Source organism: Pantoea sp. LS15 (genome assembly GCF_012241585.1).
Lineage (GTDB): Bacteria > Pseudomonadota > Gammaproteobacteria > Enterobacterales > Enterobacteriaceae > Enterobacter.
Genome location: NZ_JAAVXA010000008.1, coordinates 151,823 through 177,991, shown reverse-complemented (window position 1 = coordinate 177,991; position 26,169 = coordinate 151,823). Strand labels below are relative to the sequence as shown.

The 26,169-nt window shown below is 55.6% G+C and carries 28 protein-coding genes and 1 other annotated feature; of the genes, 20 read left to right on the top strand and 8 right to left on the bottom strand.

What is annotated here, in order from left to right:
• Positions 1–35: 35 nt before the first annotated feature.
• The 3 genes from HED65_RS14030 to HED65_RS14020 all read left to right on the top strand — a co-directional run bounded on the left by HED65_RS14030 (position 36) and on the right by HED65_RS14020 (position 3,269).
• A complete protein-coding gene (locus tag HED65_RS14030; protein WP_114979035.1) occupies positions 36–1,061 on the top strand; it encodes a zinc-dependent alcohol dehydrogenase family protein in 1,026 nt (341 codons plus the stop codon).
• Positions 1,062–1,176: 115 nt separating this feature from the next.
• A complete protein-coding gene (yidA, locus tag HED65_RS14025) occupies positions 1,177–1,989 on the top strand; it encodes a sugar-phosphatase (protein WP_114979034.1) in 813 nt (270 codons plus the stop codon).
• Positions 1,990–2,039: 50 nt separating this feature from the next.
• On the top strand, positions 2,040–3,269 hold the full coding sequence (locus tag HED65_RS14020; protein WP_114979033.1) for a YidR family protein: 1,230 nt from the start codon (positions 2,040–2,042) through the stop codon (positions 3,267–3,269).
• Here the strand turns inward: HED65_RS14020 and HED65_RS14015 are convergent.
• A complete protein-coding gene (locus tag HED65_RS14015; protein ID WP_114979032.1) occupies positions 3,266–3,598 on the bottom strand; it encodes a YceK/YidQ family lipoprotein in 333 nt (110 codons plus the stop codon). The two genes, HED65_RS14020 and HED65_RS14015, sit on opposite strands and share 4 nt — an antisense overlap.
• A 247-nt stretch (positions 3,599–3,845) precedes the next feature.
• Positions 3,846–3,918 (top strand) — a sequence feature (ROSE (Repression Of Heat Shock gene Expression) occurs in the 5'-region of heat shock genes and acts as an RNA thermometer to modulate expression.).
• Here HED65_RS14015 and ibpA point away from each other — a divergent pair.
• The 3 genes from ibpA to HED65_RS14000 all read left to right on the top strand — a co-directional run bounded on the left by ibpA (position 3,912) and on the right by HED65_RS14000 (position 6,721).
• On the top strand, positions 3,912–4,322 hold the full coding sequence (ibpA, locus tag HED65_RS14010) for a small heat shock chaperone IbpA (protein ID WP_008500162.1): 411 nt from the start codon (positions 3,912–3,914) through the stop codon (positions 4,320–4,322). Its footprint overlaps the feature before it by 7 nt.
• A gap of 136 nt (positions 4,323–4,458) precedes the next feature.
• Positions 4,459–4,887, top strand: coding sequence for a small heat shock chaperone IbpB (gene ibpB / locus HED65_RS14005; protein WP_028017790.1), 429 nt, complete (start codon positions 4,459–4,461; stop codon positions 4,885–4,887).
• 172 nt (positions 4,888–5,059) lie between these two features.
• The gene (locus tag HED65_RS14000; protein WP_028017791.1) at positions 5,060–6,721 is read left to right on the top strand and encodes a putative transporter; all 1,662 of its coding nucleotides are present in this window, start codon (positions 5,060–5,062) and stop codon (positions 6,719–6,721) included.
• Here HED65_RS14000 and HED65_RS13995 read toward each other — a convergent pair.
• Positions 6,689–7,435 (bottom strand): GntR family transcriptional regulator, encoded by a 747-nt coding sequence (locus HED65_RS13995; RefSeq protein WP_114979031.1) that lies wholly within the window; start codon positions 7,433–7,435, stop codon positions 6,689–6,691. The genes HED65_RS14000 and HED65_RS13995 overlap by 33 nt on opposite strands.
• Before the next feature lie 222 nt (positions 7,436–7,657).
• On the opposite strand from HED65_RS13995, the gene HED65_RS13990 reads away from it, so the two are divergent.
• From HED65_RS13990 to HED65_RS13975, 4 genes are all read left to right on the top strand, one after another.
• Entirely contained in the window at positions 7,658–9,280 is a 1,623-nt protein-coding gene (locus HED65_RS13990; protein ID WP_114979030.1) for an alpha-glucoside-specific PTS transporter subunit IIBC, read from the top strand.
• Positions 9,277–10,599 (top strand): 6-phospho-alpha-glucosidase, encoded by a 1,323-nt coding sequence (locus HED65_RS13985; RefSeq protein ID WP_114979029.1) that lies wholly within the window; start codon positions 9,277–9,279, stop codon positions 10,597–10,599. Before HED65_RS13990 ends, HED65_RS13985 begins: the two co-directional genes overlap by 4 nt.
• Before the next feature lie 92 nt (positions 10,600–10,691).
• Complete coding sequence (locus tag HED65_RS13980) at positions 10,692–11,039, top strand: YidH family protein (protein ID WP_028017795.1); 348 nt, start codon at positions 10,692–10,694, stop codon at positions 11,037–11,039.
• Positions 11,029–11,376, top strand: coding sequence for a DUF202 domain-containing protein (locus HED65_RS13975; RefSeq protein ID WP_114979028.1), 348 nt, complete (start codon positions 11,029–11,031; stop codon positions 11,374–11,376). Before HED65_RS13980 ends, HED65_RS13975 begins: the two co-directional genes overlap by 11 nt.
• Here the strand turns inward: HED65_RS13975 and dsdA are convergent.
• Together dsdA and dsdX are read right to left on the bottom strand one after the other, a co-directional pair.
• On the bottom strand, positions 11,360–12,649 hold the full coding sequence (dsdA, locus tag HED65_RS13970) for a D-serine ammonia-lyase (protein ID WP_114979027.1): 1,290 nt from the start codon (positions 12,647–12,649) through the stop codon (positions 11,360–11,362). The two genes, HED65_RS13975 and dsdA, sit on opposite strands and share 17 nt — an antisense overlap.
• Before the next feature lie 17 nt (positions 12,650–12,666).
• Positions 12,667–14,004, bottom strand: a complete 1,338-nt coding sequence (dsdX, locus tag HED65_RS13965; protein WP_114979026.1) for a D-serine transporter DsdX — start codon at positions 14,002–14,004, stop codon at positions 12,667–12,669.
• Positions 14,005–14,208: 204 nt separating this feature from the next.
• Here dsdX and dsdC point away from each other — a divergent pair, with 204 nt between their 5' ends.
• Both dsdC and HED65_RS13955 read left to right on the top strand, forming a co-directional pair.
• The gene (gene dsdC / locus HED65_RS13960) at positions 14,209–15,135 is read left to right on the top strand and encodes a DNA-binding transcriptional regulator DsdC (protein ID WP_114979025.1); all 927 of its coding nucleotides are present in this window, start codon (positions 14,209–14,211) and stop codon (positions 15,133–15,135) included.
• Positions 15,136–15,219: 84 nt separating this feature from the next.
• Positions 15,220–16,308: a cellulase family glycosylhydrolase gene (locus HED65_RS13955; protein WP_114979024.1), complete on the top strand. Its 1,089-nt coding sequence runs from the start codon at positions 15,220–15,222 to the stop codon at positions 16,306–16,308.
• On the opposite strand, the gene emrD is transcribed toward HED65_RS13955, so the two are convergent.
• The 4 genes from emrD to tisB all read right to left on the bottom strand — a co-directional run bounded on the left by emrD (position 16,211) and on the right by tisB (position 19,067).
• Positions 16,211–17,395 carry a multidrug efflux MFS transporter EmrD gene (emrD, locus tag HED65_RS13950; RefSeq protein ID WP_114979059.1) on the bottom strand — a complete coding sequence of 395 codons (1,185 nt, stop codon included), beginning with the start codon at positions 17,393–17,395 and terminating at the stop codon, positions 16,211–16,213. The genes HED65_RS13955 and emrD overlap by 98 nt on opposite strands.
• Positions 17,396–17,570: 175 nt before the next feature.
• A complete protein-coding gene (locus HED65_RS13945; RefSeq protein ID WP_114979023.1) occupies positions 17,571–18,404 on the bottom strand; it encodes an EamA family transporter in 834 nt (277 codons plus the stop codon).
• 62 nt (positions 18,405–18,466) lie between these two features.
• A complete protein-coding gene (locus HED65_RS13940) occupies positions 18,467–18,913 on the bottom strand; it encodes a GNAT family N-acetyltransferase (RefSeq protein ID WP_114979022.1) in 447 nt (148 codons plus the stop codon).
• A gap of 64 nt (positions 18,914–18,977) precedes the next feature.
• The gene (gene tisB, locus HED65_RS13935; protein WP_020684667.1) at positions 18,978–19,067 is read right to left on the bottom strand and encodes a type I toxin-antitoxin system toxin TisB; all 90 of its coding nucleotides are present in this window, start codon (positions 19,065–19,067) and stop codon (positions 18,978–18,980) included.
• 483 nt (positions 19,068–19,550) lie between these two features.
• Here tisB and HED65_RS13930 point away from each other — a divergent pair, with 483 nt between their 5' ends.
• The 8 genes from HED65_RS13930 (at position 19,551) to HED65_RS13895 (ending at position 26,089) form a co-directional block, all read left to right on the top strand.
• On the top strand, positions 19,551–19,865 hold the full coding sequence (locus HED65_RS13930) for a type II toxin-antitoxin system HigB family toxin (protein ID WP_032662028.1): 315 nt from the start codon (positions 19,551–19,553) through the stop codon (positions 19,863–19,865).
• Entirely contained in the window at positions 19,865–20,281 is a 417-nt protein-coding gene (locus tag HED65_RS13925) for a helix-turn-helix domain-containing protein (RefSeq protein WP_114979058.1), read from the top strand. The genes HED65_RS13930 and HED65_RS13925 overlap by 1 nt, the downstream gene beginning before the upstream one ends.
• A gap of 147 nt (positions 20,282–20,428) precedes the next feature.
• Positions 20,429–20,527 (top strand): ilvB operon leader peptide IvbL, encoded by a 99-nt coding sequence (gene ivbL / locus HED65_RS13920; RefSeq protein ID WP_057979964.1) that lies wholly within the window; start codon positions 20,429–20,431, stop codon positions 20,525–20,527.
• A 106-nt stretch (positions 20,528–20,633) separates the two neighbouring features.
• On the top strand, positions 20,634–22,322 hold the full coding sequence (ilvB, locus tag HED65_RS13915) for an acetolactate synthase large subunit (protein WP_114979021.1): 1,689 nt from the start codon (positions 20,634–20,636) through the stop codon (positions 22,320–22,322).
• A gap of 3 nt (positions 22,323–22,325) precedes the next feature.
• Positions 22,326–22,613 carry an acetolactate synthase small subunit gene (ilvN, locus tag HED65_RS13910; protein WP_033144334.1) on the top strand — a complete coding sequence of 96 codons (288 nt, stop codon included), beginning with the start codon at positions 22,326–22,328 and terminating at the stop codon, positions 22,611–22,613.
• A 77-nt stretch (positions 22,614–22,690) separates the two neighbouring features.
• Entirely contained in the window at positions 22,691–23,284 is a 594-nt protein-coding gene (uhpA, locus tag HED65_RS13905) for a response regulator transcription factor UhpA (RefSeq protein ID WP_114979020.1), read from the top strand.
• On the top strand, positions 23,281–24,786 hold the full coding sequence (uhpB, locus tag HED65_RS13900) for a signal transduction histidine-protein kinase/phosphatase UhpB (RefSeq protein WP_114979019.1): 1,506 nt from the start codon (positions 23,281–23,283) through the stop codon (positions 24,784–24,786). The genes uhpA and uhpB overlap by 4 nt, the downstream gene beginning before the upstream one ends.
• Positions 24,779–26,089, top strand: coding sequence for an MFS transporter (locus HED65_RS13895; RefSeq protein WP_114979018.1), 1,311 nt, complete (start codon positions 24,779–24,781; stop codon positions 26,087–26,089). Before uhpB ends, HED65_RS13895 begins: the two co-directional genes overlap by 8 nt.
• The last annotated feature ends 80 nt before the right edge of the window (positions 26,090–26,169 follow it).

The following is a 26,169-nucleotide window of genomic DNA, read 5'->3' as shown; positions in this document are numbered from 1 at the left end:
AGTCCTGAAACTCATTTGATGGCTGGAGAAATACAATGACAGAGACAATGCAACGCTGGTCGATGAACGCCCTCGGGCGCGAGAACCTCAGACTCATTCAGGAACCTGTTCCACAGCCTGGTCCGGGTGAAGTGCGTGTGCGGGTGAATGCCGTTGCGCTCAACTACCGCGATAAAATGGTGATTGAAGGCAACATGCCGATTTCACGTTCCTTCCCGTTTACGCCGGCGTCTGACATGGCGGGTGTGGTGGACAGCATTGGTGAAGGGGTAACACGTTTCAAACCCGGCGCTCGTGTCATCTCAACCTTCTTCCCTGAGTGGATCGACGGCAAGCCGCAGGCGGATGCGCGCAATTTGCCCTATAAAACGTCCGGTGGATACTTCCAGGGGATGCTGGCTGAATATGTGATTGTGAATGCAGACTGGCTGGTGGCCGCTCCGGAAACACTGGATGACGCAGAGGCCAGCACCTTACCCTGCGCAGGGCTTACCGCATGGTTTGCGCTGGTGGAGCGCGGCCTGTTACGCGCCGGGCAATCGGTGCTGGTACAGGGGACGGGCGGCGTAGCGATATTCGCCCTGCAAATTGCAAAAGCACACGGAGCAGAGGTTTTTGTCACCTCCGGTAGTGATGAAAAACTGACACTGGCCAAAAAACTCGGGGCTGACCAGGGGATCAACAGGCTGAAAGGTGACTGGGCTGAAGCCATTCTGGCGCTGACTCAGGATCGCGGTATCGACCATATTATCGAAACCGTAGGGGGTGAAAACCTGAAGCATTCCATGCGCGCCGTTGCCGTTCATGGACGTATCTCGGTTATCGGTGTTCTGGCCGGGACCGAAATTTCACTCCCAGCTGGCGAGCTGTTGCTGAAATCTCCGGTTATTCAGGGGATTGGCGTTGGGCACCGTCGGGCGCTGGAGGATTTTGTTCATGCTGTCGATGTAACCGGATTAAAACCTGTAATTGAGCATCGCTACCGTTTTGATGAGCTTGAACAGGCACTTGAACACCTCGATCGCGGTGCGTTTGGCAAAATAGTCCTCACCCGCGAGTAAATTGTCGTTCCCCGGGATAAGCCTGAAAAGGGGTGATCTGGTTGCGCAATCTAGCTCTATTTTTGTGTGCTTAATCGCGTTAGCATGGGTTGCACTCATTTATTCCGGGGACCTCATGGCTATCAAACTCATTGCAATCGATATGGACGGCACACTGCTGCTGCCAGACCACACCATCTCTCCAGCCGTTAAAAACGCAATTGCCGCGGCACGCGCAAAGGGCGTGAATGTGGTACTGACCACAGGTCGTCCGTATGCCGGTGTGCACAGCTACCTGAAAGAGCTGCACATGAATCAGCCGGGTGATTACTGCATTACTTATAACGGTGCGCTGGTGCAAAAAGCTGCGGATGGCAGCGCGGTTGCGCAAACCGCGCTGAGCTATGATGATTACCTGTTCCTGGAAAAACTGTCCCGTGAAGTGGGTTCTCACTTCCACGCGCTCGATCGCAATACGCTCTATACCGCCAACCGCGATATCAGCTACTACACCGTACATGAGTCCTTCGTTGCGACCATTCCGCTGGTGTTCTGTGAAGCCGAGAAAATGGACCCGGCGACACAATTCCTGAAAGTGATGATGATTGACGAGCCTGAGATCCTGGACAAAGCGATTGCGCGCATCCCGGCGGAAGTGAAAGAGAAATACACCGTGCTAAAAAGTGCGCCGTACTTCCTCGAAATTCTCGATAAACGCGTGAATAAAGGTACCGGTGTTAAATCACTGGCCGATGCACTGGGAATCAAACCTGAGGAGATTATGGCCCTGGGCGATCAGGAAAACGACATCGCGATGCTTGAATACGCAGGTATGGGGGTGGCAATGGACAACGCGATCCCATCGGTAAAAGAAGTGGCCAATTTTGTCACTAAATCCAACCTGGAAGACGGCGTGGCGTATGCCATTGAGAAGTTTGTGCTGAACTAAAAACCTGCTTGCGATACCCTGATGCGACAACTGCGCATCAGGGTATCTCCATGAAACAAATCACCTTCGCTTCCTGCCATCACCAGCTGACCAATATCAATACCTGGACGCCGGACAGTCAGTGGCTCGTCTTTGATGTACGCCCGTCGGGCGCATCGTTCACTGGTGAAACCATTGAGCGAGTCAATGTCAGTACGGGTGAGGTTGAGGTGATTTATCGTGCTACTGACGGCGCGCATGTCGGCGTGGTGACCGTTCATCCCGCTGAAGATAAGTATGTGTTTATCCATGGCCCGAAAAACCCGGATGCAGACTGGCACTATGATTTTCACCATCGCCAGGGAGTGATTGCGCATCATGGTCAGGCGAGCAACCTGGATGCGATGGATATCACCGCGCCTTACACCGCAGGCGCGTTGCGCGGCGGCAGCCACGTACACGTCTTCAGCCCGAACGGGCAGCTCGTTAGCTTTACCTATAACGACCACGTCCTGCACGAACGCGATCCGAAACTCGATTTACGTAACGTGGGTGTTGCTGCACCATTTGGCCCGGTGAACCCACAGGGGAACCATCCGCGAGAATATGCCGGTGCATACTGGTGCGTGCTGGTGACCCGCACGACGCCAACACCTCAGCCTGGCAGCGATGACATCAACCGCGCCTATGAAGAGGGCTGGGTGGGTAATGACCGGCTGGCGTTTATTGGCGATACCCTGTCAGTGCAGGGCGAGAAAGTGCCAGAACTGTTTATTGTTGAGTTGCCTGAAGACGAACAGGGCTGGAAGCGTTCGGGCGATGAGCCTCTGCAGGGTACGACAGAAACCCTGCCTGCCCCGCCAGCAGGGGTTAAGCAGCGTCGTCTGACCTTTACGCATCAAAGGGCGTATCCAGGGCTTGTGAACGTGCCGCGTCACTGGGTGCGCTGTAATCCGCAAGGGACTCAGGTCGCGTTTCTGATGCGCGATGATAACGGTATTGTGCAGTTGTGGCTGATCTCACCTGAGGGTGGCGAGACGCGCCAGTTAACCCATTCGGCGAGTGGTATCCAGTCAGCGTTTAACTGGCACCCTTCCGGGAACATGCTGGGATTCGTGCTTGAAAATCGGATCGCCTGTTGCGATGCGCAGACTGGTGCGGTGACGTTTTTGACGTCCGATCACGGCAACCCACCTTCAGCAGATGCTGTCGTATTTTCCCCGGACGGACGTTTTATTGCGTGGATGGAAGAGACAGGCGGTTTCCGTCAGCTTTGGTTAACAGAAACCGCGCAACACTAGCGTGGAGGCAATTCAGCGGGCGGAATGACGGAGTTTGTCGCCAGATTCTCCTGCTCGCTTTTTTCTACCCGTGAGCGCACGGAATTGTCCTTACGAAACATATCCCACGGCAGCAAAAGCGTATCCGCCACAGCCGTAAACGGCATATCCAGGATAACCAGGGATTTGGTGCCCCAGTTTGTATCGTCATCGGAGATCATCGCCGCGCTGGCACGCGTCCCCGGATATGTTCCTTCTTTACCGCCGGTGTGAGACATCACGCTCGAACACCCGCAAAGTAAAACTACCCCGCTGAACGTCGTCAGCTTTATCAGAACATTTTTCATCATCACTCAGTCATCATTAATGGCACTGCAAAGACCTGCAACTCAGGTTTATAGCGAGCCTTAACCAAAATGGATAGCCCGATAACCCCGCACTGTGGCAGCCATCGCAATTTAACCCTTTGTGCTGTTGTCCCAGTCTAAGCGAGATGCACGAAAGTGCAAAAAAAAGTGCAGCTGTCGTGCTTGAAAAGCCCGGTTCCAGACCCATTTTAAGAATGTAACCACGAAAACGAACACGCCTGATGGGTGTTCGGGGTACTAAGGCCTGTCCATGGTGGAAGGCTACATTTTCTCGCTGATTTCAGGAGTTTTATTTATGCGTAACTTCGATCTTTCTCCGCTATACCGTTCTGCAATTGGTTTTGACCGCCTGTTTAACCATTTAGAAAATAATCAAAGCCAGAGCAACGGCTACCCTCCATACAATGTTGAGCTGGTTGACGAAAACCACTACCGCATCGCGATTGCTGTCGCCGGTTTTGCAGAAAACGAACTGGAGATCACCGCCCAGGACAACCTGCTGGTGGTGAAAGGCTCCCATACGGCCGAGCAGAAAGAACGTACCTACCTTTACCAGGGCATTGCCGAGCGCAACTTTGAACGTAAGTTCCAGTTAGCTGAGAACATTCACGTTAAAGGCGCGAACCTGGTTAACGGCCTGCTGTTTATCGAACTGGAACGCGTGATCCCGGAAGAGAAAAAGCCGCGTCGTATCGAAATTAACTAATTATGCGGGTCGCCTAAGCGGCCCATCCAGAATTGCTTGCCGTAATGGGAGCATATGCGAATCCATCGGGATTTGCAGGAATAACTGCGCACAAAATTAAACTGTGCCGAACTCGCTTCTCAGAAGGAGATTTAGTATGCGTAACTACGATTTATCCCCCCTGCTGCGTCAGTGGATTGGTTTTGACAAACTGGCTAACGCCCTGCAAAGCACCACCGAGCAACAGACATTTCCGCCGTACAACATCGAAAAAAGCGATGATAACCACTATCGCATCACCCTGGCGCTGGCCGGTTTCCGTCAGGACGATCTGGATATCCAGCTTGAAGGCACGCGTCTGACCGTGAAGGGTACGCCGGAAAAACCAGAAACCGAGACCAAATGGTTACATCAGGGGTTGGTCACTCAGCCGTTTAGCCTGAGCTTTACCCTGGCCGATCATATGGAAGTTTCTGGCGCCACGTTTACCAACGGGCTGTTGCATATCGACCTGACCCGTAATGTGCCGGAAGCCATCGCGCCACAGCGTATCGCCATTAGCGAGCGGCCTGCGTTAAACAGTTAACAAGCCCGCCGATCCTGTAGGTCGGGTAAGGCGTAGCCGCCACCCGACAATACTCACAGACAGCACAAAGCCCTGCCACGGCAGGGCTTTTTTGTGCGCCATCGCCCATACAACCGCCTCTGGCTCTGAGAGAATCCTCGTCATAACTAAGGTTATGCACAGGAAGTGGATCATGAGTGATATCGCGTTAACGGTTAGCGTGTTGGCCCTGGTCGCTGTAGTTGGACTGTGGATAGGTAATATCAAAATCCGTGGCGTCGGGTTTGGGATTGGCGGGGTTCTGTTTGGCGGAATTTTTGTCGGGCACTTTGCCGACAAACTCGGGCTGGTCCTCAGTGCCGAAATGCTCCACTTTATTCAGGAATTCGGTCTGATCCTCTTCGTTTATACCATCGGTATTCAGGTGGGGCCGGGCTTTTTCGCCTCTCTTCGGGTCTCCGGATTACGGCTCAACCTGTTTGCTCTTGGCATTGTGGTGATGGGTGGGCTGGTTACCGCTATTCTGCATAAAGTCTTTGATATCCCGCTTCCTGTGGTGTTGGGTATTTTCTCCGGGGCGGTGACCAACACACCGGCACTCGGTGCGGGGCAGCAAATTCTGCGCGATTTGGGTATCGAACCCGGCATTGTCGACCAGATGGGGATGAGCTATGCCATGGCCTATCCGTTTGGGATTTGCGGCATTCTGCTCTCCATGTGGCTGGTACGCGTCCTGTTCCGGATTAACGTTGACAAAGAGGCGAAGGACCACGAAACCACCCTCACTAACGGCCATATGCCGATCAAAACCATCAATATTCGGGTTGATAACCCCAATCTGAACAATATGGCGATTCAGGATGTACCGATCCTGAATAGCGCCAATATTATCTGCTCCCGCCTTAAGCGTGACGATATGCTGATGGTGCCCGCGCCCGGTACCGTCATTCAGCAAGGCGATTTGCTGCATCTGGTCGGCCAGCCCGGGGATTTAAACAACGCGCGGCTGGTGATTGGTCAGGAAGTGGATACGTCGCTCTCAACCCGTGGCACCGATATGCGCGTGGAGCGCGTAGTGGTGACTAACGAGCACGTTCTGGGCAAGAAAATACGCGATCTGCAGGTAAAAGAGCGCTATGACGTGGTGATCTCCCGTCTCAACCGTGCGGGTGTTGAGCTGGTTGCCAGCCCGGAGGCGAGCCTGCAGTTCGGGGATATCCTCAACCTTGTCGGGCGGCCTTCCTCGATTGATGCTGTGGCGGATATGGTGGGTAATGCTCAGCAAAAACTGCAGCAGGTGCAGATGTTGCCTGTGTTTATCGGTATCGGGCTTGGCGTGCTGCTGGGCTCCATTCCGCTGTACGTGCCGGGTTTCCCGGTTGCGCTCAAGCTGGGACTGGCGGGTGGGCCGCTGATTATGGCGCTCATCCTTGGGCGTATTGGCTGCATCGGTAAGCTCTACTGGTTTATGCCACCGAGCGCCAACCTGGCGTTGCGCGAGCTGGGCATCGTGCTGTTTCTGGCTGTTGTCGGCCTGAAATCCGGCGGGGATTTTGTTGATACTCTGGTCAAGGGCGAAGGGATGAGTTGGGTCGGCTACGGGATATTTATCACGGCGATCCCGCTCCTGACGGTGGGCATTCTGGCGCGGATGTTCGCAAAAATGAACTATCTGACGCTGTGCGGCATGCTTGCTGGTTCCATGACGGACCCACCCGCGCTGGCTTTTGCCAATAACCTGCACGCCACCAGCGGTGCGGCAGCATTGTCCTATGCGACAGTCTACCCGCTGGTCATGTTCCTGCGCATCATCACCCCGCAGCTACTGGCGGTGCTGTTCTGGGGGATGAGCTAGCAATTCGTCCGGGTGGATGCGCCGCAGATGGTAGTCCACCTGGTAATCGCTGGTATTACGGAACATCACGGAATAATTGAGGAACTCGCCGCTGTCGCTGTAAGAGAGAGACGTAATTCGCAGCAGCGGCGTTTGTTCCGGCAGGTTCAGGTAACCGGCCAGCTGTTTATCTGCCAGCACTGGCGTCAGGCTCTCGTAATTACCGCTGATAGTGATCCCACACTCCTTCTCGATGTAATCAAACTTCGACCCTTCAAGATGCGCCAGCGACAGATTGCGAAACAGCTTCACGGGCATAAAGCTGTCCTCCAGCATCAGGGGTTTCCCATCCACGAAACGCACGCGACGCGAAAAGTAGATCCGTTCATCCACCTGTATCCGCAACTGGCTGGCGATGGCGGGCGGTGCGGGCATGACTTCGAACTGCAACACCTTGCTCTGCACCTCTTTCCCCTGCTGACGCAGCACCTCCACCAGCCCGGTCAGATTAGTGGTTTCATGATGGACATCTTTTCGCGATACAAACGTCCCGCTGCCGTGCCGCCGCTCCACCAGTCCCCAACTGACCAGCAAGTCCAGTGCCTTTCGAATGGTCATCCGCGCCACGCCGAATTCCTGCGCCAACGACTTTTCACCAGGAAGCGGGCTGCCGATGTTGTAGTCCGATGAATTCAGCCGCAGCCGCAATCTGTCGGCAATAGATTTGTAGATCACCAGTAGACCTCTCTGCCTTTGTCTGGAGGTGGATTGTGTCCTGACATGTCCATATTTATAACGAAAAGTAGACCTGACTGGTCAAAATAAAACCATGAATGCGATCACGAATCGCAGCGGCACGCCATGTTCGCGCATCAGTAAGTTCTTATGCTCACCTCAGGCCAGCAAAAAACCATAAAGGCCTCTACCCCCTACAGGTTGTTACGTGAGGATTTAAAAATGCTCAGTCAAATACAACGTTTTGGCGGTGCCATGTTTACCCCGGTGTTGCTGTTTCCGTTCGCCGGGATCGTGGTGGGAATCGCCATCATGCTTCGCAACCCGCTGTTTGTGGGTGAGGCTTTAACCGCTCCGGATAATCTTTTCGCGCAGGTCGTTCACATCATTGAAGAGGGTGGCTGGGCGGTGTTTCGCAATATGCCGCTGATTTTTGCCGTCGGCCTGCCGATTGGTCTGGCGAAGCAGGCGCAGGGCCGTGCCTGTCTGGCGGTGCTGATTAGCTTCCTGACCTGGAACTACTTCATCAATGCGATGGGGATGACCTGGGGTCATTTCTTTGGCGTCGATTTCTCCGCCGAACCGACGGCCGGAAGCGGGCTGGCGATGATTGCGGGCATCAAAACGCTGGATACCAGCATTATTGGGGCGATTGTGATTTCGGGCATCGTCACCGCGATCCATAACCGCTATTTCGACAAGCCGCTGCCGGTTTTTCTGGGGATTTTCCAGGGTACGTCGTTCGTCGTTATCCTCGCATTCTTCGTTATGATCCCCTGCGCCTGGCTGACGCTACTGGGCTGGCCGAAAGTGCAAATGGGCATTGAATCTCTGCAGGCCTTCTTACGTTCTGCCGGTGCATTGGGGGTCTGGGTTTATACCTTCCTGGAACGCATTCTGATCCCAACCGGATTGCATCACTTTGTCTATGGTCCGTTTATCTTCGGCCCTGCGGCAGTGGAAGGGGGGATTCAGGTCTACTGGGCGCAGCATCTGCAGGAATTTAGCCAGAGTACACTGCCGCTGAAAACCCTGTTCCCGGAAGGCGGATTCGCGCTGCACGGTAACTCCAAAGTGTTTGGCTCTGTCGGGATTGCGCTGGCGCTGTGGTACACCGCGTCGCCGGAAAACCGCGTCAAGGTGGCTGGGTTGCTGATCCCGGCTACGCTCACCGCCGTACTGGTGGGGATTACCGAGCCACTCGAATTCACCTTCCTGTTTATTTCGCCGCTACTGTTTGCCGTCCACGCCGTACTGGCCGCGACGATGGCGACGGTGATGTACATCTTTGGCGTGGTAGGCAATATGGGCGGCGGCATGCTGGACCAGTTCCTGCCGCAAAACTGGATCCCAATGTTCCATAACCACGCCTCAATGATGTTCACCCAAATCGGTATCGGCGTCTGCTTCACCGGCATCTACTTCGTGGTCTTCAAAACGCTGATTGAGCGTCTGAACCTCAAAACACCTGGCCGGGAAGAGAGCGAAATCAAACTCTACAACAAGGCTGACTATAAGGCCGCACGCGAGCAAACCACCGCCCCGGCGGCGGCCAGCCAGCAGGCTGGACAAGCCGCCGGGTTCTTACAGGCACTCGGTGGCGCGGCCAATATCGAAAGCATCAACAACTGCGCCACCCGCTTACGTATCGCGCTGGTCGATATGGCGCAAACCCAAAGCGACGACGTCTTTAAAGCCCTGGGCGCACACGGTGTCGTCCGGCGCGGTAACGGTATTCAGGTGATTGTCGGTCTGCATGTTCCTCAGGTGCGTGACCAGCTGGAATCACTGATGAAAACCCCTTTAACGAATGAACAAACCACCCTGACAGAGGCTATATCATGAAAAAATTCTCAGTTGTCATTGCAGGCGGCGGTAGCACTTTCACGCCTGGTATCGTCCTGATGCTGTTAGCCAACCGTGACCGTTTCCCGCTGCGCGCGCTGAAGTTCTATGACAACGACGGTGCACGCCAGGAAACCATCGCCGAGGCGTGCAAAATTATCCTCAAGGAACAGGCTCCGGAAATTGAATTCAGCTACACCACCGATCCAAAAGCCGCCTTTACCGATGTCGATTTCGTGATGGCGCATATCCGCGTGGGCAAATACCCAATGCGTGAAAAAGACGAGAAAATCCCATTGCGTCATGGCGTGCTGGGTCAGGAAACCTGCGGCCCGGGTGGGATCTCTTACGGCATGCGCTCTATCGGCGGTGTGCTGGAACTGGTGGATTATATGGAGCAGTACTCCCCGAACGCCTGGATGCTGAACTACTCCAACCCGGCGGCGATTGTGGCGGAAGCCACCCGCCGTCTGCGTCCGAACGCCAAAATCCTCAACATCTGCGATATGCCGATCGGCATTGAAGGGCGCATGGCACAGATTGTTGGCCTGAAGGACCGCAAAGAGATGCGAGTTCGCTACTACGGGCTGAACCACTTCGGCTGGTGGACGTCGATTGAAGATCTTAACGGCAACGATCTGATGCCGAAACTACGCGAATATGTGGCGAAAAATGGCTATGTACCACCTTCAGAAGATGCGCATACCGAAGCGAGCTGGAACGATACCTTTGCCAAAGCAAAAGACGTGCAGGCGCTGGATCCGGACACTATGCCAAACACCTATCTGAAGTATTACCTGTTCCCGGACTATGTGGTCGCGCACTCCAACCCGGAACGGACCCGCGCCAATGAAGTTATGGATCACCGCGAGAAACACGTGTTCAGCTCTTGTCGGGCGATTATCGAAGCCGGTAAATCCGCCGCCGGCGAGCTGGAAATTGACGAACATGCGTCGTACATCGTCGATCTGGCCACCGCAATTGCCTTCAACACCCAGGAGCGCATGTTGCTGATTGTGCCGAATAATGGGGCTATCCATAACTTTGATGCCGACGCGATGGTAGAAATTCCGTGTCTGGTGGGCCACAACGGGCCGGAACCACTGACCGTGGGCGATATTCCGCATTTCCAGAAAGGATTGATGAGCCAGCAGGTGGCGGTGGAGAAACTGGTGGTGGATGCCTGGGAACAACGCTCATACCAGAAACTGTGGCAGGCGATTACCCTGTCGAAAACCGTGCCAAGCGCGTCTGTTGCGAAAGCCATCCTGGATGACCTCATCGAGGCCAACAAGGGTTACTGGCCAGAGCTGCATTAACCTTTCCGACCGGCATCGCCCGATGCCGGTCTCCTTGTCCTTGTCGATTTACGCTATGCTGAAGCCTGTCTCTGGCACGACAAGGAACCTTCATGAAAATTTCCCGCCTCGGTGAAGCGCCGGATTATCGCTTCTCTCTGGCTAATGAACGCACATTTCTGGCGTGGATCCGCACAGCGCTGGGCTTTCTTGCCGCAGGGGTGGGTCTTGATCAACTCGCACCTGATTTTGCCACACCGCTGATTCGCGAGGTGCTGGCGTTGCTGCTGTGCCTGTTCGCGGGTGTATTGGCGATTTACGGCTATCTGCGCTGGTTGCGCAATGAGAAGGCGATGCGTCTGAAGCAGGATCTGCCCTATACGCGCGGGTTACTCATCATCAGTACGATCCTGCTGACGGTGGCGGGGGTGATTATGGTGCTGGTGTTCTATGGTGGATAGCCGCAAAGCGCGACGCGAAGCCGACCCCGGCCTGCAGCCGGAGCGGACATCACTCGCCTGGCTGCGCACGCTGCTGGGGTACGGCGCGCTGATTGCCCTGGCGATTAAGCACAACTGGCACCGTACAGGGGTGCCATTCTGGATCTCACTGGTTGTGCTGGCGCTGGTGGCACTCATTTTATGGCGCTATACCCGCAGCCGTAACCTGATGGATGTGTCGCAGGACGATTTTGTACAGCCGAAGGCGGTGCGGGATAAATTCCTGATCGCCCTGGCTGTACTGTCCCTGTCACTGCTGTTTGCGGTAACCCACCTACAGGTTATTTTTTCCCTTTAGCCAGATATTTTGCCATCTCGTCTTCCGGTACCATTCCGCCGCCGGTTGCCCAGACCAGGTGGGTGACGTTCTCACAGGCATCAACGCGGACCGGCCCGGCCATGCCTGCCAGTGCCGACGGTTCCAGGCGGATCCCTTCCTCCTGCGCCAGCCAGCCGAGCATGTCGTACATGCTCTGATCGGAAAGCGTATAGAACCCATCAAGCAGACGCTCCATCGCGCGGCCCACGAAGCCGGAGGCCCGTCCTACGGCCAGACCGTCTGCGGCCGTCACGTTATCGATGCCCAGATCCTGCACCGCGATTTCATCGTGCAGGCCGGTGTAGACGCCCAGCAGCATGCACGGCGAGTGCGTTGGCTCCGCGAAGAAGCAGTGAACGTTATCGCCAAAGGCCAGTTTCAGACCAAACGCCACGCCGCCAGGACCACCGCCGACGCCGCATGGCAGGTAAACATACAGCGGATGTTCTGCATCCACTACACGTCCCTGGGCGGCAAACTGTGCCTTCAGGCGCTCGCCTGCCACCGCATAGCCCAGGAACAGGGTGCGGGAGTTTTCATCGTCAATGAAGAAGCAGTTCGGATCGCTTTCTGCCGCTTTGCGCCCCTGTTCCACCGCCACGCCATAATCCTGCTCATACTCTACGACGATCACGCCGTGGCTGCGCAGTTTGGCTTTCTTCCACTCGCGGGCGTCAGCAGACATATGCACCGTCACCTTAAAGCCGATGCGAGCACTCATAATGCCGATGGACATCCCCAGGTTGCCGGTCGACCCCACGGCGATACTGTACTGACTGAAGAAGTCCTTAAAGCGCGGCTCCAGCAGGATGCTGTAGTCGTCTTCAATGCTCAGCAATCCGGCTTCCAGCGCCAGTTTTTCGGCATGGGTCAGTACTTCATAGATGCCGCCGCGCGCTTTGATGGAGCCAGAGATCGGCAGATGGCTGTCTTTTTTCAGCAGCAGGGTGCCAGGAATGTTTGTAGCAAATTCCTTCTCCAGCCGTTTTTGCATCGCCGGAATAGCAACCAGTTCAGATTCGATGATGCCATTGGTCGCCGCCGTTTCCGGGAATGCTTTCGCCAGATACGGCGCGAAACGGTTGAGACGAGCATGCGCGTCGTCCACGTCGGCTTTGGTTAGCCCGACGTAAGGCAATCCTTCTGCCAGCGTGGTGGTACGCGGGTTAAGCCAGGTGGTTTCTTTCAGGGCGATCAGATCCTCAACCAGAGGAAACTGTGCGGTTAAAGTAGTGATAGTTGCGTTTTCCATAATACGTCTCTTCGCGCTCAGATAATGAAAGAAAGCAGGAATGTGCCGGCAAGTGCAAGCACCGAGGCGATAAACGTCGCCGTCGTATAGTATTTGAAGGTCTCATTCAGGGTCGCGCCGCAGTACTGCTTCACCAGCCAGAACAGAGAATCGGTCACGATCGTGCAGCCAATTGCGCCGGAACCGATGGCAATGGTGATGATCTCCGGGCTCACGTTCGGGTAGAGCGGCAGCATCGGCGCGACTATCGCCGTGGCGCCCATCATCGCCACCGTGGCCGAACCCACGGCGGCATGCAGTACCAGCGCCACCAGCCAGGCGAGCAGGATAGGGTGCATGTGCAGGTTCGAGAGAATATGCGCCAGCGAGTCCGCCAGCCCGCTGGTTTTCAGGATGGCGTTAAACGCGCCGCCCGCGCCGATTATCAGCAAAATGTTCGCGATAGAGCCAAAGCCGTGCTCAGTATGGGTCAGCATTGCGCCCATGCTCATATGCTGGCGGATCCCCAGCAGGTAATAGGCAACAAACACGGCGATAAACATCGCGGTGATCGGGTTACCGATAAACTCCAGCAGCGTATACAGCGTACCTTCTTTCGCCATATTTAACTCAGCGATGGTTTTCACCAGCATCAGGGCAATCGGCAGCAGTACCGTGAACAGCGTTGCACCCAGCGATGGCAGCGTGTGTTCCTCCCGAACTTTCAGGTCTGAAAATTCAGCCGGAACCGGTTTAAACGGCAGACGGTTGCCGAGCAGTTTCAGGAACAGCGGGCCGCCTATCAGCGAGGCCATCAGGCCCACCAGCAGACCGTAGACGATAACCGTTCCGACGTCCGCACCTAATTTATTGGTGACAAACAGCGCCGCAGGATGGGGAGGTACCACGCAGTGCACCGCCATCAATGCGGTACAGAGCGGAATGGCAAGTTTGAGCAGTGAGGTGTGGGTCTTTTTGGCAATGGAAAATGCCAGCGGTATCAGCAGCACCACGCCCACTTCCACAAACAGCGTGATCCCGCAAATCATCCCCACGAGCACCATAATCACGTCAGCTGACAGCCAGCGGCAGCGCTGCAGTGTGATCCCGATGCGCTCTGCCGCCCCGGAGACTTCCATCATTTTGCCAAGAATAGTGCCAAGGCCGATGACCGCCGCCAGGAAGCCCAGCGTACCGCCAATCCCGTTCTCAATGGCGTTCACCATATCCAGCGGGCTCATCCCCATCATTGCACCGACGAAAAAGCTCGCCAGCAGCAGTGCGAGGAACGGGTGAAACTTCAGTTTTACGATGGTTAAAACAATCAACACGATGCTGACGAGCAGCGTGGCCACAACCCAGACCTGAGATTCCATATCTCACCTCACCCTTAAGTAATCTGCGGGTATTGGACGAAAAAACGGCATGGGCTGACAAACGATATAAATTGGCTTTCAGATGAGCCAGATTGGATCAACTGAGTGACTAAACTCTAAAAAGCGCACTAAATTCATATTAGGTTCACATAAATTCACCTTTGAACGGTATGCTGAACATGAAAATAAGGCGTGGGAATTGTGATGAACGATGTGAATGAAGCCCGAAATCGGCTGTTAAACGGCTGGCAGCTGTCGAAAATGTACACCTTTGAGGTGGCTGCCCGGCACGAGTCCTTCGCGCTGGCTGCGGAAGAGTTGTCGCTCAGCCCCAGCGCAGTGAGTCACCGCATCAACCTGCTGGAAGAGGAGTTGGGTATTCAGCTGTTTGTCCGCTCGCACCGTAAAGTGGAGCTGACGCAGGAGGGAAAACGCGTTTACTGGACGCTCAAATCCTCACTCGACACCCTGAACCAGGAGATCCTGGACATCAAAAACCAGGCGCTGTCCGGCACGCTGACGGTTTATTCCCGACCGTCGATTGCCCAGTGCTGGCTGGTCCCCATGCTGGGGGATTTTACCCGCCGCTACCCGTCTATTTCTCTCACTATTCTGACCGGCAATGATTACGTCAACATGCAGCGAACGGGTGTCGATCTTGCGCTGTATTTTGACGATACGCCGCCAAATCACCTTTCTCATCACTTTTTGATGGATGAGGAGATTTTGCCTGTCTGCTCACCGCAGTATGCCCGCGAGCATGAACTGCTGAAAAACGCCGATAACCTCAGTCACTGCACGCTGCTGCATGACCGTCAGGCCTGGAGCAACGATTCCGGTACGGATGAATGGTTGAGCTGGGCGCAGCATTTTGCAGTGAATATGCCACCATCATCTGGAATTGGTTTCGATCGTTCTGATTTAGCGATTATTGCGGCCATCAACCACGTAGGCGTCGCGATGGGCAGAAAGCGGCTGGTGCAAAAACGGCTCGAACGGGGCGAGCTGATCGCCCCGTTTGGTGAAAAGACACTGAAATGTCATCAGCACTACTATATCTCGACGCTTTCTGGTCGCCAGTGGCCGAAAATAGACGCCTTTATTGGCTGGCTGAGAGAACTGGCAAGCTGAAGAATTATTACGCTTTGGCTCTACACCAAATGTGAAAAAGCGTGCTAAATACAGGTAATGCTTTCGATTTATCCAGGGTAAACCGTGTTAAAGCCTTTTATTGCCTCTGCGTTACTGATCGCTTCCGGCTTGGCCATTGCTGCTGAGCCGCCGATGACAGCTGCCCGCTATGCGCAGCTGCTGGGTGTGGGTCTCGATGTCGACTGGGCGCGTACCGAACGCGGGATCCGCGAATTCGACCCGCTGGTGGTGCGCGATTTTCGCGCAAAGGGCATTACCCACGTGCGCATCCGAGTAGCCGATGAGCCGACGGAAGCGCGGTTGATTCATCTGCGCAAGCTGGTGGAAGCCTGCGAGCAATACGGTGTGATCCCGATTATCTCTTATCAGGCTGATGAATATAAAAATGACCCGAAAGCGGATAACGAGAAAGAGGTGATCAACTGGTGGATTGCTGTCGCGCACTATTTCGGCCAAAGCTCGCCACTGCTGGGTTTTGACCTGATCTACGAACCTGCGGACAAGCTCAATCACAATACGGCATCGCTCAACCGTGTGTATGAGAAGACAATCAAAGACATTCATGCAATTGATGCTAATCGCATGATTTTTATCGCTCCCCGCCTGCGTGCCGCACCGGAAGATTTATCCAGCCTGAAGCTCCCTGCGCACAGCCAAAACTACCTTCTGGCGGAGTGGCACATTTTCCCGTGGGGGCCGCTGAAAAATAGCGGTAAATATCCGTGGACGTCCGGGACGGCGGCGGAGAAAGCCGCGATTCATAATCGCATCACTACCGCGCTGCACTGGCAACAAAAAACCGGACACGTTAGCTGGGTCGGGGGTTGGGGTGTGGGGGAATCAAGCCACTTCACCCCAACCGCTTCGCAAATGGCCTTTGCTACCTTTATGGCCTGTGAGCTGCAAAAGGCGAAAATCCCCTATGCGATCAACGCGGATTTCCAGTTTTACGACGGGGAAGAGGGGGCCTGGCGACCCGCACCAGAACCGCTGCTGCAGGCGATGATCACCCCTGTCTGTGAAAAGCCCGGCGAAAAGCCGGGCCATCATGCGGTTAAACCGGTTGCTCGTGATGCGGGACACGCGACGCCAGCGGCAGCCAGCACAGTAAAATCAGCAGTCCCATCAGCGTCATCAGCAAACCCAAACTAGCCTGACCGGTCTGCGGCATCATAGCGGAGAGCCAGGCCAGCGCACCGGAACCGATATTCTGCAAACCGCCCACCAGCGCCCCCGCAGTGCCTGCCAGGAACGGGAACGGCTCCATCGCGCCGCTGGTGGCGAGCGGGAACAGCATCCCCGCACCGAAGAAGAACAGTGCCGCCGGGATCAGCAACGTCCAGACGGTCATCACGCCGAACAGCCCCGGGATCCACATCATTACGCCTGCCAGCAGGCAGCTAATGACCGATTGCCACATTAACGTCGAGAAACGTTTGTTGGGACGTCCGGCAAACCAGGCACCGAAGAACGCCGCAGGAATAGGCAGAATAAACAGAATACTGACCACCATGCTGCTCAGGCCAAGCCCTGCGCCCAGGAGTACACCGGAGCAGGCTTCGAACACCGCAATACCCGCCAGGCCACCGATCAGCATCAACAGGTAACAGGTGAACGCCCCGTTGCCGAACAGCGTTTTATAGCTGGCGATAAGCTTCGTACGCGGTGCGTCTTGCGGGCGCGTTTCCGGCATCCAGCGCGCCATGCTAAAAGTGACGATCATGCACAGCACCAGCAGGAAAGCGTAACAGGCACGCCAGGACCACATGGTATCCAGCAGTCCACCAATCAGCGGGGCCAGCAGCGGGCTGACCAGAATCCCCATGTTCAACAAACTGTTAGCATGGCGAAGCTGAGTGCCCTGATACATATCCCGCGGTAAGGTACGCGCCATCACCCCGCCAACGCCGGTGCCGACACCCTGCAGGGCGCTGGCGGCAATCAACACGGTCAGGTTGTGGGTGGTCATCGCGATCACCGTGGCGACCATGAAAATAGACATACCGACTAAAATCACCGGGCGGCGGCCGATACGGTCGGAGAGCGGCCCATAGAACAACTGCGAAACGCCATAGGTCAGCAGGTAGGCCGCCATCACGCTTTGTACTGCGCCCTCACGGACGTTAAGTTCCTTTGCCATGTCGGCAATCGCCGGAATGTAGATGGTTTGTGCCATCTGACCGACGGCCACCAGTAACACCAGCATCAACAATAAGTTAACGTTCCTTTGTTTTTTCATGTCGCTGAATACTTTTGCCAAAAGAGAAAAATGAAGAATAAGTGACTGCGCATTACCATAAATGCGCGAGGAATCTACCACAGAGAGATGACAATTTAAGCATTGTTGTGGTGAATGAAAAAACCGGTAAAGGCAGGATTTGTAAACAAGATCGGCAACTAATGTTGCCAGTGGATTACGCCAGGCGTAGCAGGATAGCCCCACCGGCAATACCCAGCGCAGCAGCGATGCGCAGACCAGCAACCTTCTCTTTCAAAAGCACAAAAGCAATTAACGCACCGAAGAGAATTGAGGTTTCACGTAGCGCGGCCACAACCGCCAGCGGAGCCTGAGTCATCGCCCATAATGCCAGGCCATACGATCCCATCGTCCCGACGCCGCCAAGCAGCCCTTTTTTCCAGTGCAGACCCAGGTAACGAGAGGCTTCGCGTCGTCGCGCTACCATCGCCCAGCACAGCAGACAGAAGCCGTTCATAAAGAAGGTCCAGAGCGTATAACCCAGTGCAGTGTCGGATAAACGTACACCCGTTCCGTCCACCAGCGTATACCCGGCGATAAAACATGCGTTGAGTAGCGCCAGCCAAATCCCTTTGCGCGACCGCATACGGCCATTCATCGCCATGGCAAGAATTGACAGGCAAATCACGCCGATGCCGGACCATGCGAGCCATGAGAGGCTATCCCCGAGCACCAGCACGCTGATCAGCGCCACCAGCAACGGGGCTGTCCCGCGCATTAATGGATAGGTCTGGCTCATGTCTGAGACCTGATACGTCTTCGCCACCAGTACGGTATACACCACCTGTAAGGCACAGGAGACAATCAAAAAAGGCCAACTTGCTGCGGATGGCTGTGGAGAAAAGGGGAGCAGTACCAGGGCAATCAGCGCAGCGGAGCCGCTGACGCTAATCGCGGAATAGAGCTTGTCCGTTCCGGCTTTGACGATGGCGTTCCAGCTGGCATGCAGCAGTGCGGCGAAGAGCAAAATGCAGAAAACGGTGATGGTCATGGTGTATCGGCTAATGAATTGTCACTCAACTGTAACATTCACACCCTGATGCTGCCAGCCAGTTACACCGCACAAAAAAGGCGGTGCGTCACCCGCGGTTCGTCCGAGACCAGCGTAAAACCTGCCTGGCGATAGAACCCGTACGCAGTATCAGGCGCATGGGTATTGAGAAAATCAAACCAGATGCTGGCATCGGCCATCACCACGGTCAAAAGCTGTTTGCCAATGCCCATCCCACGGCATTTCTCGCTGACATAGAGGTGGCGAATGCGCCCGGCACGCGGCTGCTGGCTGAAGGGATCGCGGTTGAGGCCGCACACGCCTACCAGTTTGCCGTTGAGAAACGCCCCCAGTAGCTTTTCACCCGGCGCGTTAAAGCGGTTCTCACCCCGCTGCCAGTTCTCTTCCAGCCTGCGCAGCATGTTGAAATTCAATGCGATACTTTCCGCCTTCAGGGCGATATACCCCGGCTCATCCGGTGTGACAGGCTCAATTAACAGACGCGACATAGCATTCCCTCGTTATTAAAGAGGGGCGGTTGCCCGCCCCTCTCAGGTGCGACTTGAACCTGAATCACCGAAGGTATTTCAGGACAGCATCAAGCAGTTGCAGTACAGCAACAATGAGTTTGAGGATAAGTATCACCATATCCACTACGCTCATACGCGTCTCCTTTTGGTAAAAAGGAGCACGATGCTGGCGTACCTTTCCGCCGCCTGTTGCCAGCATCTGGATTGACGTAACACAGTGTGCTCACTTCGGGGGTTAAGGCACTGACGGCACCACCCGTTTCAGCCAGGACTTTATTGCGCCGGTAAAACAGCGGCCCCCTCGCGCACTGCGAACACCCTCAGTATAGACAAATACTGTATGTATGAACAGTATTTATGGACAAAATTAGGAAGACGATCCATACTCAAAACGTCAAAATCCGTGCCGGAATTGCGCGTTCTCCTGCGATCGCGTATACTTTTTGCGTTGACGTAACACAGTGTGTTCTGCGGCGACCAACCGCAAAACCCTGATAAAAACCTCGCTTAGGCGGGGTTTTTTGTTTTCTGGGCTACGCACCAAAAATGCCTGTTGACTTATTGGCAATGAATGTCATCGTTGCCATAATGGCAACGGACGCGGCAGGCATGCAGTATGCATTTAATCTCTATGAAAGCTATTTTGGATGCGGTAACTCAGTTTCCGCAGCACAAAGAAGAACTTCTCTTTTTGGGCCGCACCATCGAAAAGAGCCATTGTCCGACGCCTGCTGCGCTGAAAAAACTGTTTCCGACGCTGGATAACTTTAAGTATCTGGATAAGCATTATGTTATTGATATTGCAAACAACAATCTCAGAGTAGTGGCTCTCATTTTCTTTGAAAGCCAAAAGTTTTATGTGCGCCATGTTTTTACTCATAAGGAATATGACCGTTTTACGGAGAAACATCGCACTAAGGGGAAGAAATGATGATCGTCGCTGATGCAATGAAAGCTACGCATGCCCTTGTTACGGCAGTTCCTTTACTGGGTGAACATCCGAGCGAGAAAGATTATAAAGATGCGCTTGAGCTGGTTGAGTATCTGCTCATGAACGAGCCCGATAGCCCCTTGTTGGATATTGTGTGCGCCAGGATTAGCCGTTACGAAGCCAATCGGCCTGAGATAGTCGCATTACGCAAGGAGATGGAGTCTGTTCCTGTCGGTATTGCGGTTTTAAGAACCTTAATGGATCAATACAACCTGACGATATCGGATTTTCAGGATGAAATTGGCAGTAAATCAATGGTTTCACGGGTTCTGAATGGTCAAAGACAGCTTACTCTGAACCATATTAAAAAGCTGGCGGCCAGATTTGGGGTATCACCAGCTCTGTTTATTGAGTGAGTTAAAACCGGCTTTTTGAGTGCCATCATCCAACAAACGAAACGTGATCCCTGACGCATTTTTGCGCAGATGAAAATATTTCCATTGTCACGCCAGAAAACCTGTGTTTGTATAAATTCCATCAATGATTCCAAACACAGGTCCCCAATGACTTCATCCATCTTCACTTCGACCCTACTAAAAACTGCGCAACCAGCCGCAGTGGTCGTCGTGCGTGTGGTGGTGGTCGTCGGCAATGCGCCGTAGGGACTGGATCAACACACGAATCCAAAACCCCGCCGGCGCAAACCGGGCGGGGTTTTTCGTTTAAGAGCCTCCCCGGAAAGTCGGCCCAGAAGAAAAGGACTGGAGCATGGCAAGTTCGGGCACAACATCCACGAAGACGCGTTTTACTGGCGCGCAGTTAATCGTTCATTTACTGGAACGACAGGGCATCACCACGGTTGCGGGTATCCCTGGCGGGACGGTACTGCCGCTGTATGATGCGTTAAGCCAAAGCACACAGATCCGCCACGTACTGGCGCGTCACGAGCAGGGGGCGGGATTTATCGCCCAGGGCATGGCGCGTACGCAGGGCAAACCGGCGGTCTGTATGGCCTGTAGCGGTCCCGGGGCGACCAACCTGGTGACCGCCATTGCCGATGCGCGTCTCGACTCCATCCCGCTGATCTGCATTACCGGCCAGGTGCCATCATCAATGATTGGTACTGATGCGTTCCAGGAAGTGGATACCTACGGCATCTCTATCCCCATCACCAAACATAACTATTTAGTTCGCGATATTGCCGAGCTTCCGCAAGTTATCAGCGATGCGTTTCGCATTGCACAGTCCGGCCGTCCAGGCCCGGTGTGGATAGACATTCCTAAGGATGTCCAGACCGCAGAGATCGAGATCGATGTTCTGCCTGAGCCGGGCGAGCGTGCCCCCGCACCAGAATTTAGCGAAGAGAGCGTACGTGATGCTGCAGCCATGATTAACGCCGCCAAACGTCCGGTGCTTTACCTGGGCGGCGGGGCGATTAATGCCTCTGATGCGGTGCGTGAGCTGGCAGAGAAAGCCAACCTGCCCACCACCATGACGCTGATGGCGCTTGGCATGCTGCCGAAAGCGCATCCACTGTCACTGGGGATGCTGGGGATGCACGGTGCGCGCAGCACCAACTACATTCTGCAAGAGGCTGATTTGCTGATTGTTCTCGGCGCACGTTTTGATGACCGGGCGATTGGTAAAACCGAGCAGTTCTGTCCGAATGCCAAAATCATTCACGTGGATATCGATCGCGCCGAGCTTGGGAAAATCAAACAGCCGCACGTCGCGATTCAGGGGGATGTGGCTGAGGTACTGGCGCAGCTGATCCCGCAAACGGAGGCGACCGGGCGTGAAGAGTGGCGTCAGCTGGTGGCTGACCTGCAACAGGAATTCCCTGGTGCCATCCCAACGGAAGGCGACCCGCTCAGCCACTACGGACTGATTAACGCCGTTGCCGCCTGCGTGGACGACAGCGCGATCATCACCACCGACGTAGGCCAGCATCAGATGTGGACCGCACAGGCTTATCCGCTGAACCGTCCGCGTCAGTGGCTGACTTCCGGCGGCCTGGGTACCATGGGCTTTGGCCTGCCTGCCGCTGTGGGCGCGGCGCTGGCGAATCCGGACCGCAAGGTTATCTGTTTCTCCGGTGATGGCAGCCTGATGATGAACATTCAGGAAATGGCGACCGCGGCCGAAAACCAGTTAGACGTCAAAATCATCCTGATGAACAACGAAGCGCTGGGGCTGGTGCATCAGCAGCAGAGCCTGTTCTATAAGCAGGGCGTGTTTGCCGCGACCTATCCCGGTATGATCAACTTTATGCAGATTGCCGCCGGATTTGGCCTGCATACCTGCGATTTGAACGCTGAAGAGGATGCCCACGCGGCGTTGCAAGCGGCGATTTCACGCCCTGGCCCGGCGCTGATCCACGTGCGTATCGACCCTGAACAAAAAGTGTATCCGATGGTGCCGCCGGGTGCGGCAAATACTGAGATGGTGGGGGAATAAGCCATGCAGAAACAACATGATAACGTCATTCTGGAACTCACCGTCCGCAACCACCCTGGCGTCATGACGCACGTATGTGGGCTATTCGCCCGCCGTGCATTTAACGTCGAAGGCATTCTCTGTCTGCCGATTCAGGGCAGCGAGCACAGCCGCATCTGGCTGCTGGTCAACGACGATCAGCGTCTGGAACAGATGATGGCGCAGATCGATAAGCTGGAAGATGTCACCAGAGTGGCGCGCAACCAGTCCGATCCCACCATGTTTAACAAAATTGCGGTGTTCTTCGAATAAATCGCTCATTGCTTGAACACCCACGCGCTTATCGTTAAGGTAAGCGCGTTTTTTTATCTGCTCGCCAGGAACGCGCCATGACGACCATCGCTCTTATCGACGACCACCTTATCGTCCGCTCCGGATTTGCTCAGCTTTTGAACCTTGAACCTGATTTTGAGGTCGTCGCAGAGTTTGGCTCCGGGCGCGAGGCGCTGGCGGGTTTACCCGGACGTGGGGTGCAGGTCTGTATTTGTGACATCTCAATGCCTGATCTCTCCGGGCTGGAACTGCTGACTCAGTTACCGAAGGGAATGGCGATCATTATGCTTTCGGTCCATGACAGCCCGGCGCTGGTGGAGCAGGCGCTTAACGCGGGCGCGCGTGGGTTTCTCTCTAAACGCTGTAGCCCGGACGAACTGATCGCCGCCGTGCGCACCGTCTCTACCGGCGGTTGCTATCTGACACCGGATATCGCCATCAAGCTGGCTGCCGGACGCCAGGATCCGCTGACCAAACGCGAGCGTCAGGTGGCGGAGAAGCTCGCTCAGGGGATGTCGGTGAAAGAGATTGCCGCTGAGCTGGATCTGTCGCCGAAAACGGTTCACGTTCACCGCGCCAATCTGATGGAAAAACTCAACGTCAGCAACGATGTCGAGCTGGCGCGCCGCATGTTTGATAGCTGGCAATGAGTCCCGTGCTTTCGCGGCTGATCGCCGTCGTCGCCAGCTTTTTTATCTTCTCTGCAGCCTGGTTTTGCCTGTGGAGCATCAGCCTGCATCTGGTGGAGCGCCCGGAACTGGCAGTACTGCTGTTCCCGTTCGGCCTGCGTCTGGGGTTAATGCTGCAATGCCCGCGTGGCTACTGGCCTGTTTTGCTGGGCGCAGAGTGGCTGATGCTGGTCTGGCTGGCGCAGGAAGTCGCCCTCGCGCATCTGCCCTTATTGATGACCGGAAGCCTGCTCACGCTTTTCCCGGTTGCGCTGATTTCCCGATACCGTCACCAGCGCGACTGGCGCACGCTGTTGCGTCAGGGGGCGGCGCTGATTGCCGCCGCGCTGCTTCAGTCTCTGCCCTGGGTGGGCGAAAAAGAGATGCTCAACGCGCTGCTACTGACCCTTACCGGCGGCCTGACGCTCGCGCCAACCTGCCTGGTGATCTGGCATTACCTCACCAGCACCGTCTGGCAGCCGCTCGGTCCGGCACTGGTCTCGCAGCCCGTGAACTGGCGCGCACGGCACCTCATCTGGTATCTGCTGCTGTTTGTGGTAAGCCTGTGGCTGCAGCTTGGTCTGCCCGCTGAGCTCTCGCGCTTTACGCCGTTTTGTCTGGCCCTGCCGATTATTGCGCTTGCCTGGCATTACGGCTGGCAAGGGGCGCTTATCGCCACCCTGATGAACGCCATAGCGCTAATTGCCAGCCAGACCTGGCACGATCATCCGGTAGACTTACTGCTCTCGCTGCTGGCCCAGAGCCTGACCGGGTTGCTGCTCGGGGCGGGTATTCAACGGCTGCGTGAGCTGAACCAGTCGTTGCAAACCGAGCTGGCGCGTAACCGTCGTCTGGCGGAACGCCTGCTGGAAACCGAAGAGAGCGTACGACAGGAGGTGGCGCGTGAGCTGCACGATGACATCGGCCAGACCATTACCGCCATCCGCACGCAGGCGGGCATCGTTCAGCGTCTGGCGGCGGAAAACGCCGGTGTGAAGCAGGGCGGAGCGCATATCGAACAGCTCTCGCTGGGTGTGTATGACTCGGTAAGGCGTTTGCTCGGAAGGTTACGTCCACGCCAGCTGGACGATCTTTCCCTTGAGCAGGCCGTGCGTTCCCTGATGCGCGAGATGGAGCTGGAAAGCCGCGGGATTGTCAGCCATCTCGACTGGCGGATTGAAGAGTCGCTGTTGAGTGAAGGCCAGCGGGTGACACTGTTTCGGGTGTGTCAGGAAGGGCTGAATAATATCGTGAAGCACGCCAATGCCAGCGCGGTAACGTTGCAGGCCTGGCAGCAGGACGAGCGTCTGATGCTGGTGATTGAAGATGACGGCTGCGGCCTGCCGCCGGGCTCCGGTCAGCAGGGATTTGGCCTGGCAGGTATGCGCGAGCGCGTGAAGGCGCTGGGCGGCACGCTGAACATCTCCTGCACCCACGGGACGCGCGTCAGCGTCAGTTTGCCGCTGAGGAGTTACCATGTTTAAGACCCCTGCTATTGCCGCCCCAATCAGCGATAAAAATGAAATTGACGCCCGTTACCGTTACTGGCGTCGCCATATCCTGATCACCATCTGGCTCGGCTATGCGCTGTTCTACTTCACCCGCAAAAGCTTCAACGCCGCCGCGCCGGAGATCCTCGCCAGCGGCGTGATGACCCGCACCGACATCGGCCTGCTGGCGACGCTGTTTTACATCACCTATGGCCTGTCGAAGTTCTTCTCCGGCATCGTCAGTGACCGCTCCAACGCCCGTTATTTTATGGGCTTTGGGCTGATTGCCACGGGAGTGGTGAATATCCTGTTTGGTTTTTCCACCTCACTGTGGGCCTTTGCGCTGCTGTGGGCGCTGAACGCCTTCTTCCAGGGCTGGGGAGCCCCGGTTTGTGCCCGTCTGCTCACTACCTGGTACTCGCGCAACGAGCGTGGCGGCTGGTGGGCAGTCTGGAACACCGCGCATAACGTGGGTGGCGCGCTGATCCCCATCGTCGTCGGCGCAGCAGCGCTGCATTACGGCTGGCGTGCAGGCATGATGATTGCGGGCGGGTTAGCGATTATCGCCGGGTTGTTCCTCTGCTGGCGTTTGCGTGACAGGCCGCAGACCGTAGGTCTTCCTGCGGTGGGTGACTGGCGTCATGATGAAATGGAGATTGCCCAGCAGCAGGAAGGGGCAGGGTTAACCCGCAAAGAAATCCTCACCAAATACGTGCTGAAGAACCCCTATATCTGGTTGCTGTCGCTCTGTTATGTGCTGGTCTACGTAGTGCGCGCGGCGATCAATGACTGGGGTAATTTGTACATGTCTGAGACGCTCGGCGTGGATCTGGTGACGGCCAACTCGGCGGTGACCATGTTTGAACTGGGCGGGTTTATCGGCGCGCTGGTGGCGGGCTGGGGTTCGGACAAGCTGTTCAACGGCAACCGTGGCCCGATGAACCTCATTTTTGCTGCCGGGATTTTGCTCTCGGTAGGCTCACTGTGGCTGATGCCGTTTGCCAGCTACGTCATGCAGGCGGCGTGCTTCTTCACCACCGGTTTCTTTGTGTTTGGTCCACAGATGCTGATCGGCATGGCGGCGGCAGAGTGCTCGCACAAAGAGGCGGCTGGCGCGGCAACGGGCTTTGTCGGGCTGTTTGCCTACCTCGGCGCATCGCTCTCCGGCTGGCCGCTGGCGCGGGTCATCGACATCTGGCACTGGAGCGGTTTCTTCGCGGTGATTGCCATTGCGGCGGGGATTTCTGCTCTGCTGCTGTTACCGTTTTTGCACGCCCAGGCACCGCGCGAAGCGTGATACGCCTCACCTTTTCGTCCCGAAAGGGGCAAAACTAGGAAATATTCCCGGTTTCACCTGGACGCTGTCTCAGGCATCTC

What these genes read in the sequence shown, in the direction of transcription:
- ilvN (WP_033144334.1), top strand. Translation starts at nt 22,326, where the DNA reads ATGCAGAAACAACATGATAACGTCATTCTGGAACTCACCGTCCGCAAC.
- HED65_RS13945 (WP_114979023.1), bottom strand. Translation starts at nt 18,404, where the DNA reads ATGACCATCACCGTTTTCTGCATTTTGCTCTTCGCCGCACTGCTGCAT.
- HED65_RS14030 (WP_114979035.1), top strand. Translation starts at nt 36, where the DNA reads ATGACAGAGACAATGCAACGCTGGTCGATGAACGCCCTCGGGCGCGAG.
- ivbL (WP_057979964.1), top strand. Translation starts at nt 20,429, where the DNA reads ATGACTTCATCCATCTTCACTTCGACCCTACTAAAAACTGCGCAACCA.
- HED65_RS13940 (WP_114979022.1), bottom strand. Translation starts at nt 18,913, where the DNA reads ATGTCGCGTCTGTTAATTGAGCCTGTCACACCGGATGAGCCGGGGTAT.
- ibpB (WP_028017790.1), top strand. Translation starts at nt 4,459, where the DNA reads ATGCGTAACTACGATTTATCCCCCCTGCTGCGTCAGTGGATTGGTTTT.
- ilvB (WP_114979021.1), top strand. Translation starts at nt 20,634, where the DNA reads ATGGCAAGTTCGGGCACAACATCCACGAAGACGCGTTTTACTGGCGCG.
- HED65_RS13925 (WP_114979058.1), top strand. Translation starts at nt 19,865, where the DNA reads ATGATCGTCGCTGATGCAATGAAAGCTACGCATGCCCTTGTTACGGCA.
- HED65_RS13895 (WP_114979018.1), top strand. Translation starts at nt 24,779, where the DNA reads ATGTTTAAGACCCCTGCTATTGCCGCCCCAATCAGCGATAAAAATGAA.
- HED65_RS13985 (WP_114979029.1), top strand. Translation starts at nt 9,277, where the DNA reads ATGAAAAAATTCTCAGTTGTCATTGCAGGCGGCGGTAGCACTTTCACG.
- yidA (WP_114979034.1), top strand. Translation starts at nt 1,177, where the DNA reads ATGGCTATCAAACTCATTGCAATCGATATGGACGGCACACTGCTGCTG.
- dsdA (WP_114979027.1), bottom strand. Translation starts at nt 12,649, where the DNA reads ATGGAAAACGCAACTATCACTACTTTAACCGCACAGTTTCCTCTGGTT.
- HED65_RS14015 (WP_114979032.1), bottom strand. Translation starts at nt 3,598, where the DNA reads ATGATGAAAAATGTTCTGATAAAGCTGACGACGTTCAGCGGGGTAGTT.
- uhpB (WP_114979019.1), top strand. Translation starts at nt 23,281, where the DNA reads ATGAGTCCCGTGCTTTCGCGGCTGATCGCCGTCGTCGCCAGCTTTTTT.
- ibpA (WP_008500162.1), top strand. Translation starts at nt 3,912, where the DNA reads ATGCGTAACTTCGATCTTTCTCCGCTATACCGTTCTGCAATTGGTTTT.
- tisB (WP_020684667.1), bottom strand. Translation starts at nt 19,067, where the DNA reads ATGAGCGTAGTGGATATGGTGATACTTATCCTCAAACTCATTGTTGCT.
- HED65_RS13975 (WP_114979028.1), top strand. Translation starts at nt 11,029, where the DNA reads ATGGTGGATAGCCGCAAAGCGCGACGCGAAGCCGACCCCGGCCTGCAG.
- HED65_RS14000 (WP_028017791.1), top strand. Translation starts at nt 5,060, where the DNA reads ATGAGTGATATCGCGTTAACGGTTAGCGTGTTGGCCCTGGTCGCTGTA.
- dsdX (WP_114979026.1), bottom strand. Translation starts at nt 14,004, where the DNA reads ATGGAATCTCAGGTCTGGGTTGTGGCCACGCTGCTCGTCAGCATCGTG.
- HED65_RS14020 (WP_114979033.1), top strand. Translation starts at nt 2,040, where the DNA reads ATGAAACAAATCACCTTCGCTTCCTGCCATCACCAGCTGACCAATATC.
- emrD (WP_114979059.1), bottom strand. Translation starts at nt 17,395, where the DNA reads ATGAAAAAACAAAGGAACGTTAACTTATTGTTGATGCTGGTGTTACTG.
- dsdC (WP_114979025.1), top strand. Translation starts at nt 14,209, where the DNA reads ATGAACGATGTGAATGAAGCCCGAAATCGGCTGTTAAACGGCTGGCAG.
- HED65_RS13930 (WP_032662028.1), top strand. Translation starts at nt 19,551, where the DNA reads ATGCATTTAATCTCTATGAAAGCTATTTTGGATGCGGTAACTCAGTTT.
- HED65_RS13990 (WP_114979030.1), top strand. Translation starts at nt 7,658, where the DNA reads ATGCTCAGTCAAATACAACGTTTTGGCGGTGCCATGTTTACCCCGGTG.
- HED65_RS13980 (WP_028017795.1), top strand. Translation starts at nt 10,692, where the DNA reads ATGAAAATTTCCCGCCTCGGTGAAGCGCCGGATTATCGCTTCTCTCTG.
- uhpA (WP_114979020.1), top strand. Translation starts at nt 22,691, where the DNA reads ATGACGACCATCGCTCTTATCGACGACCACCTTATCGTCCGCTCCGGA.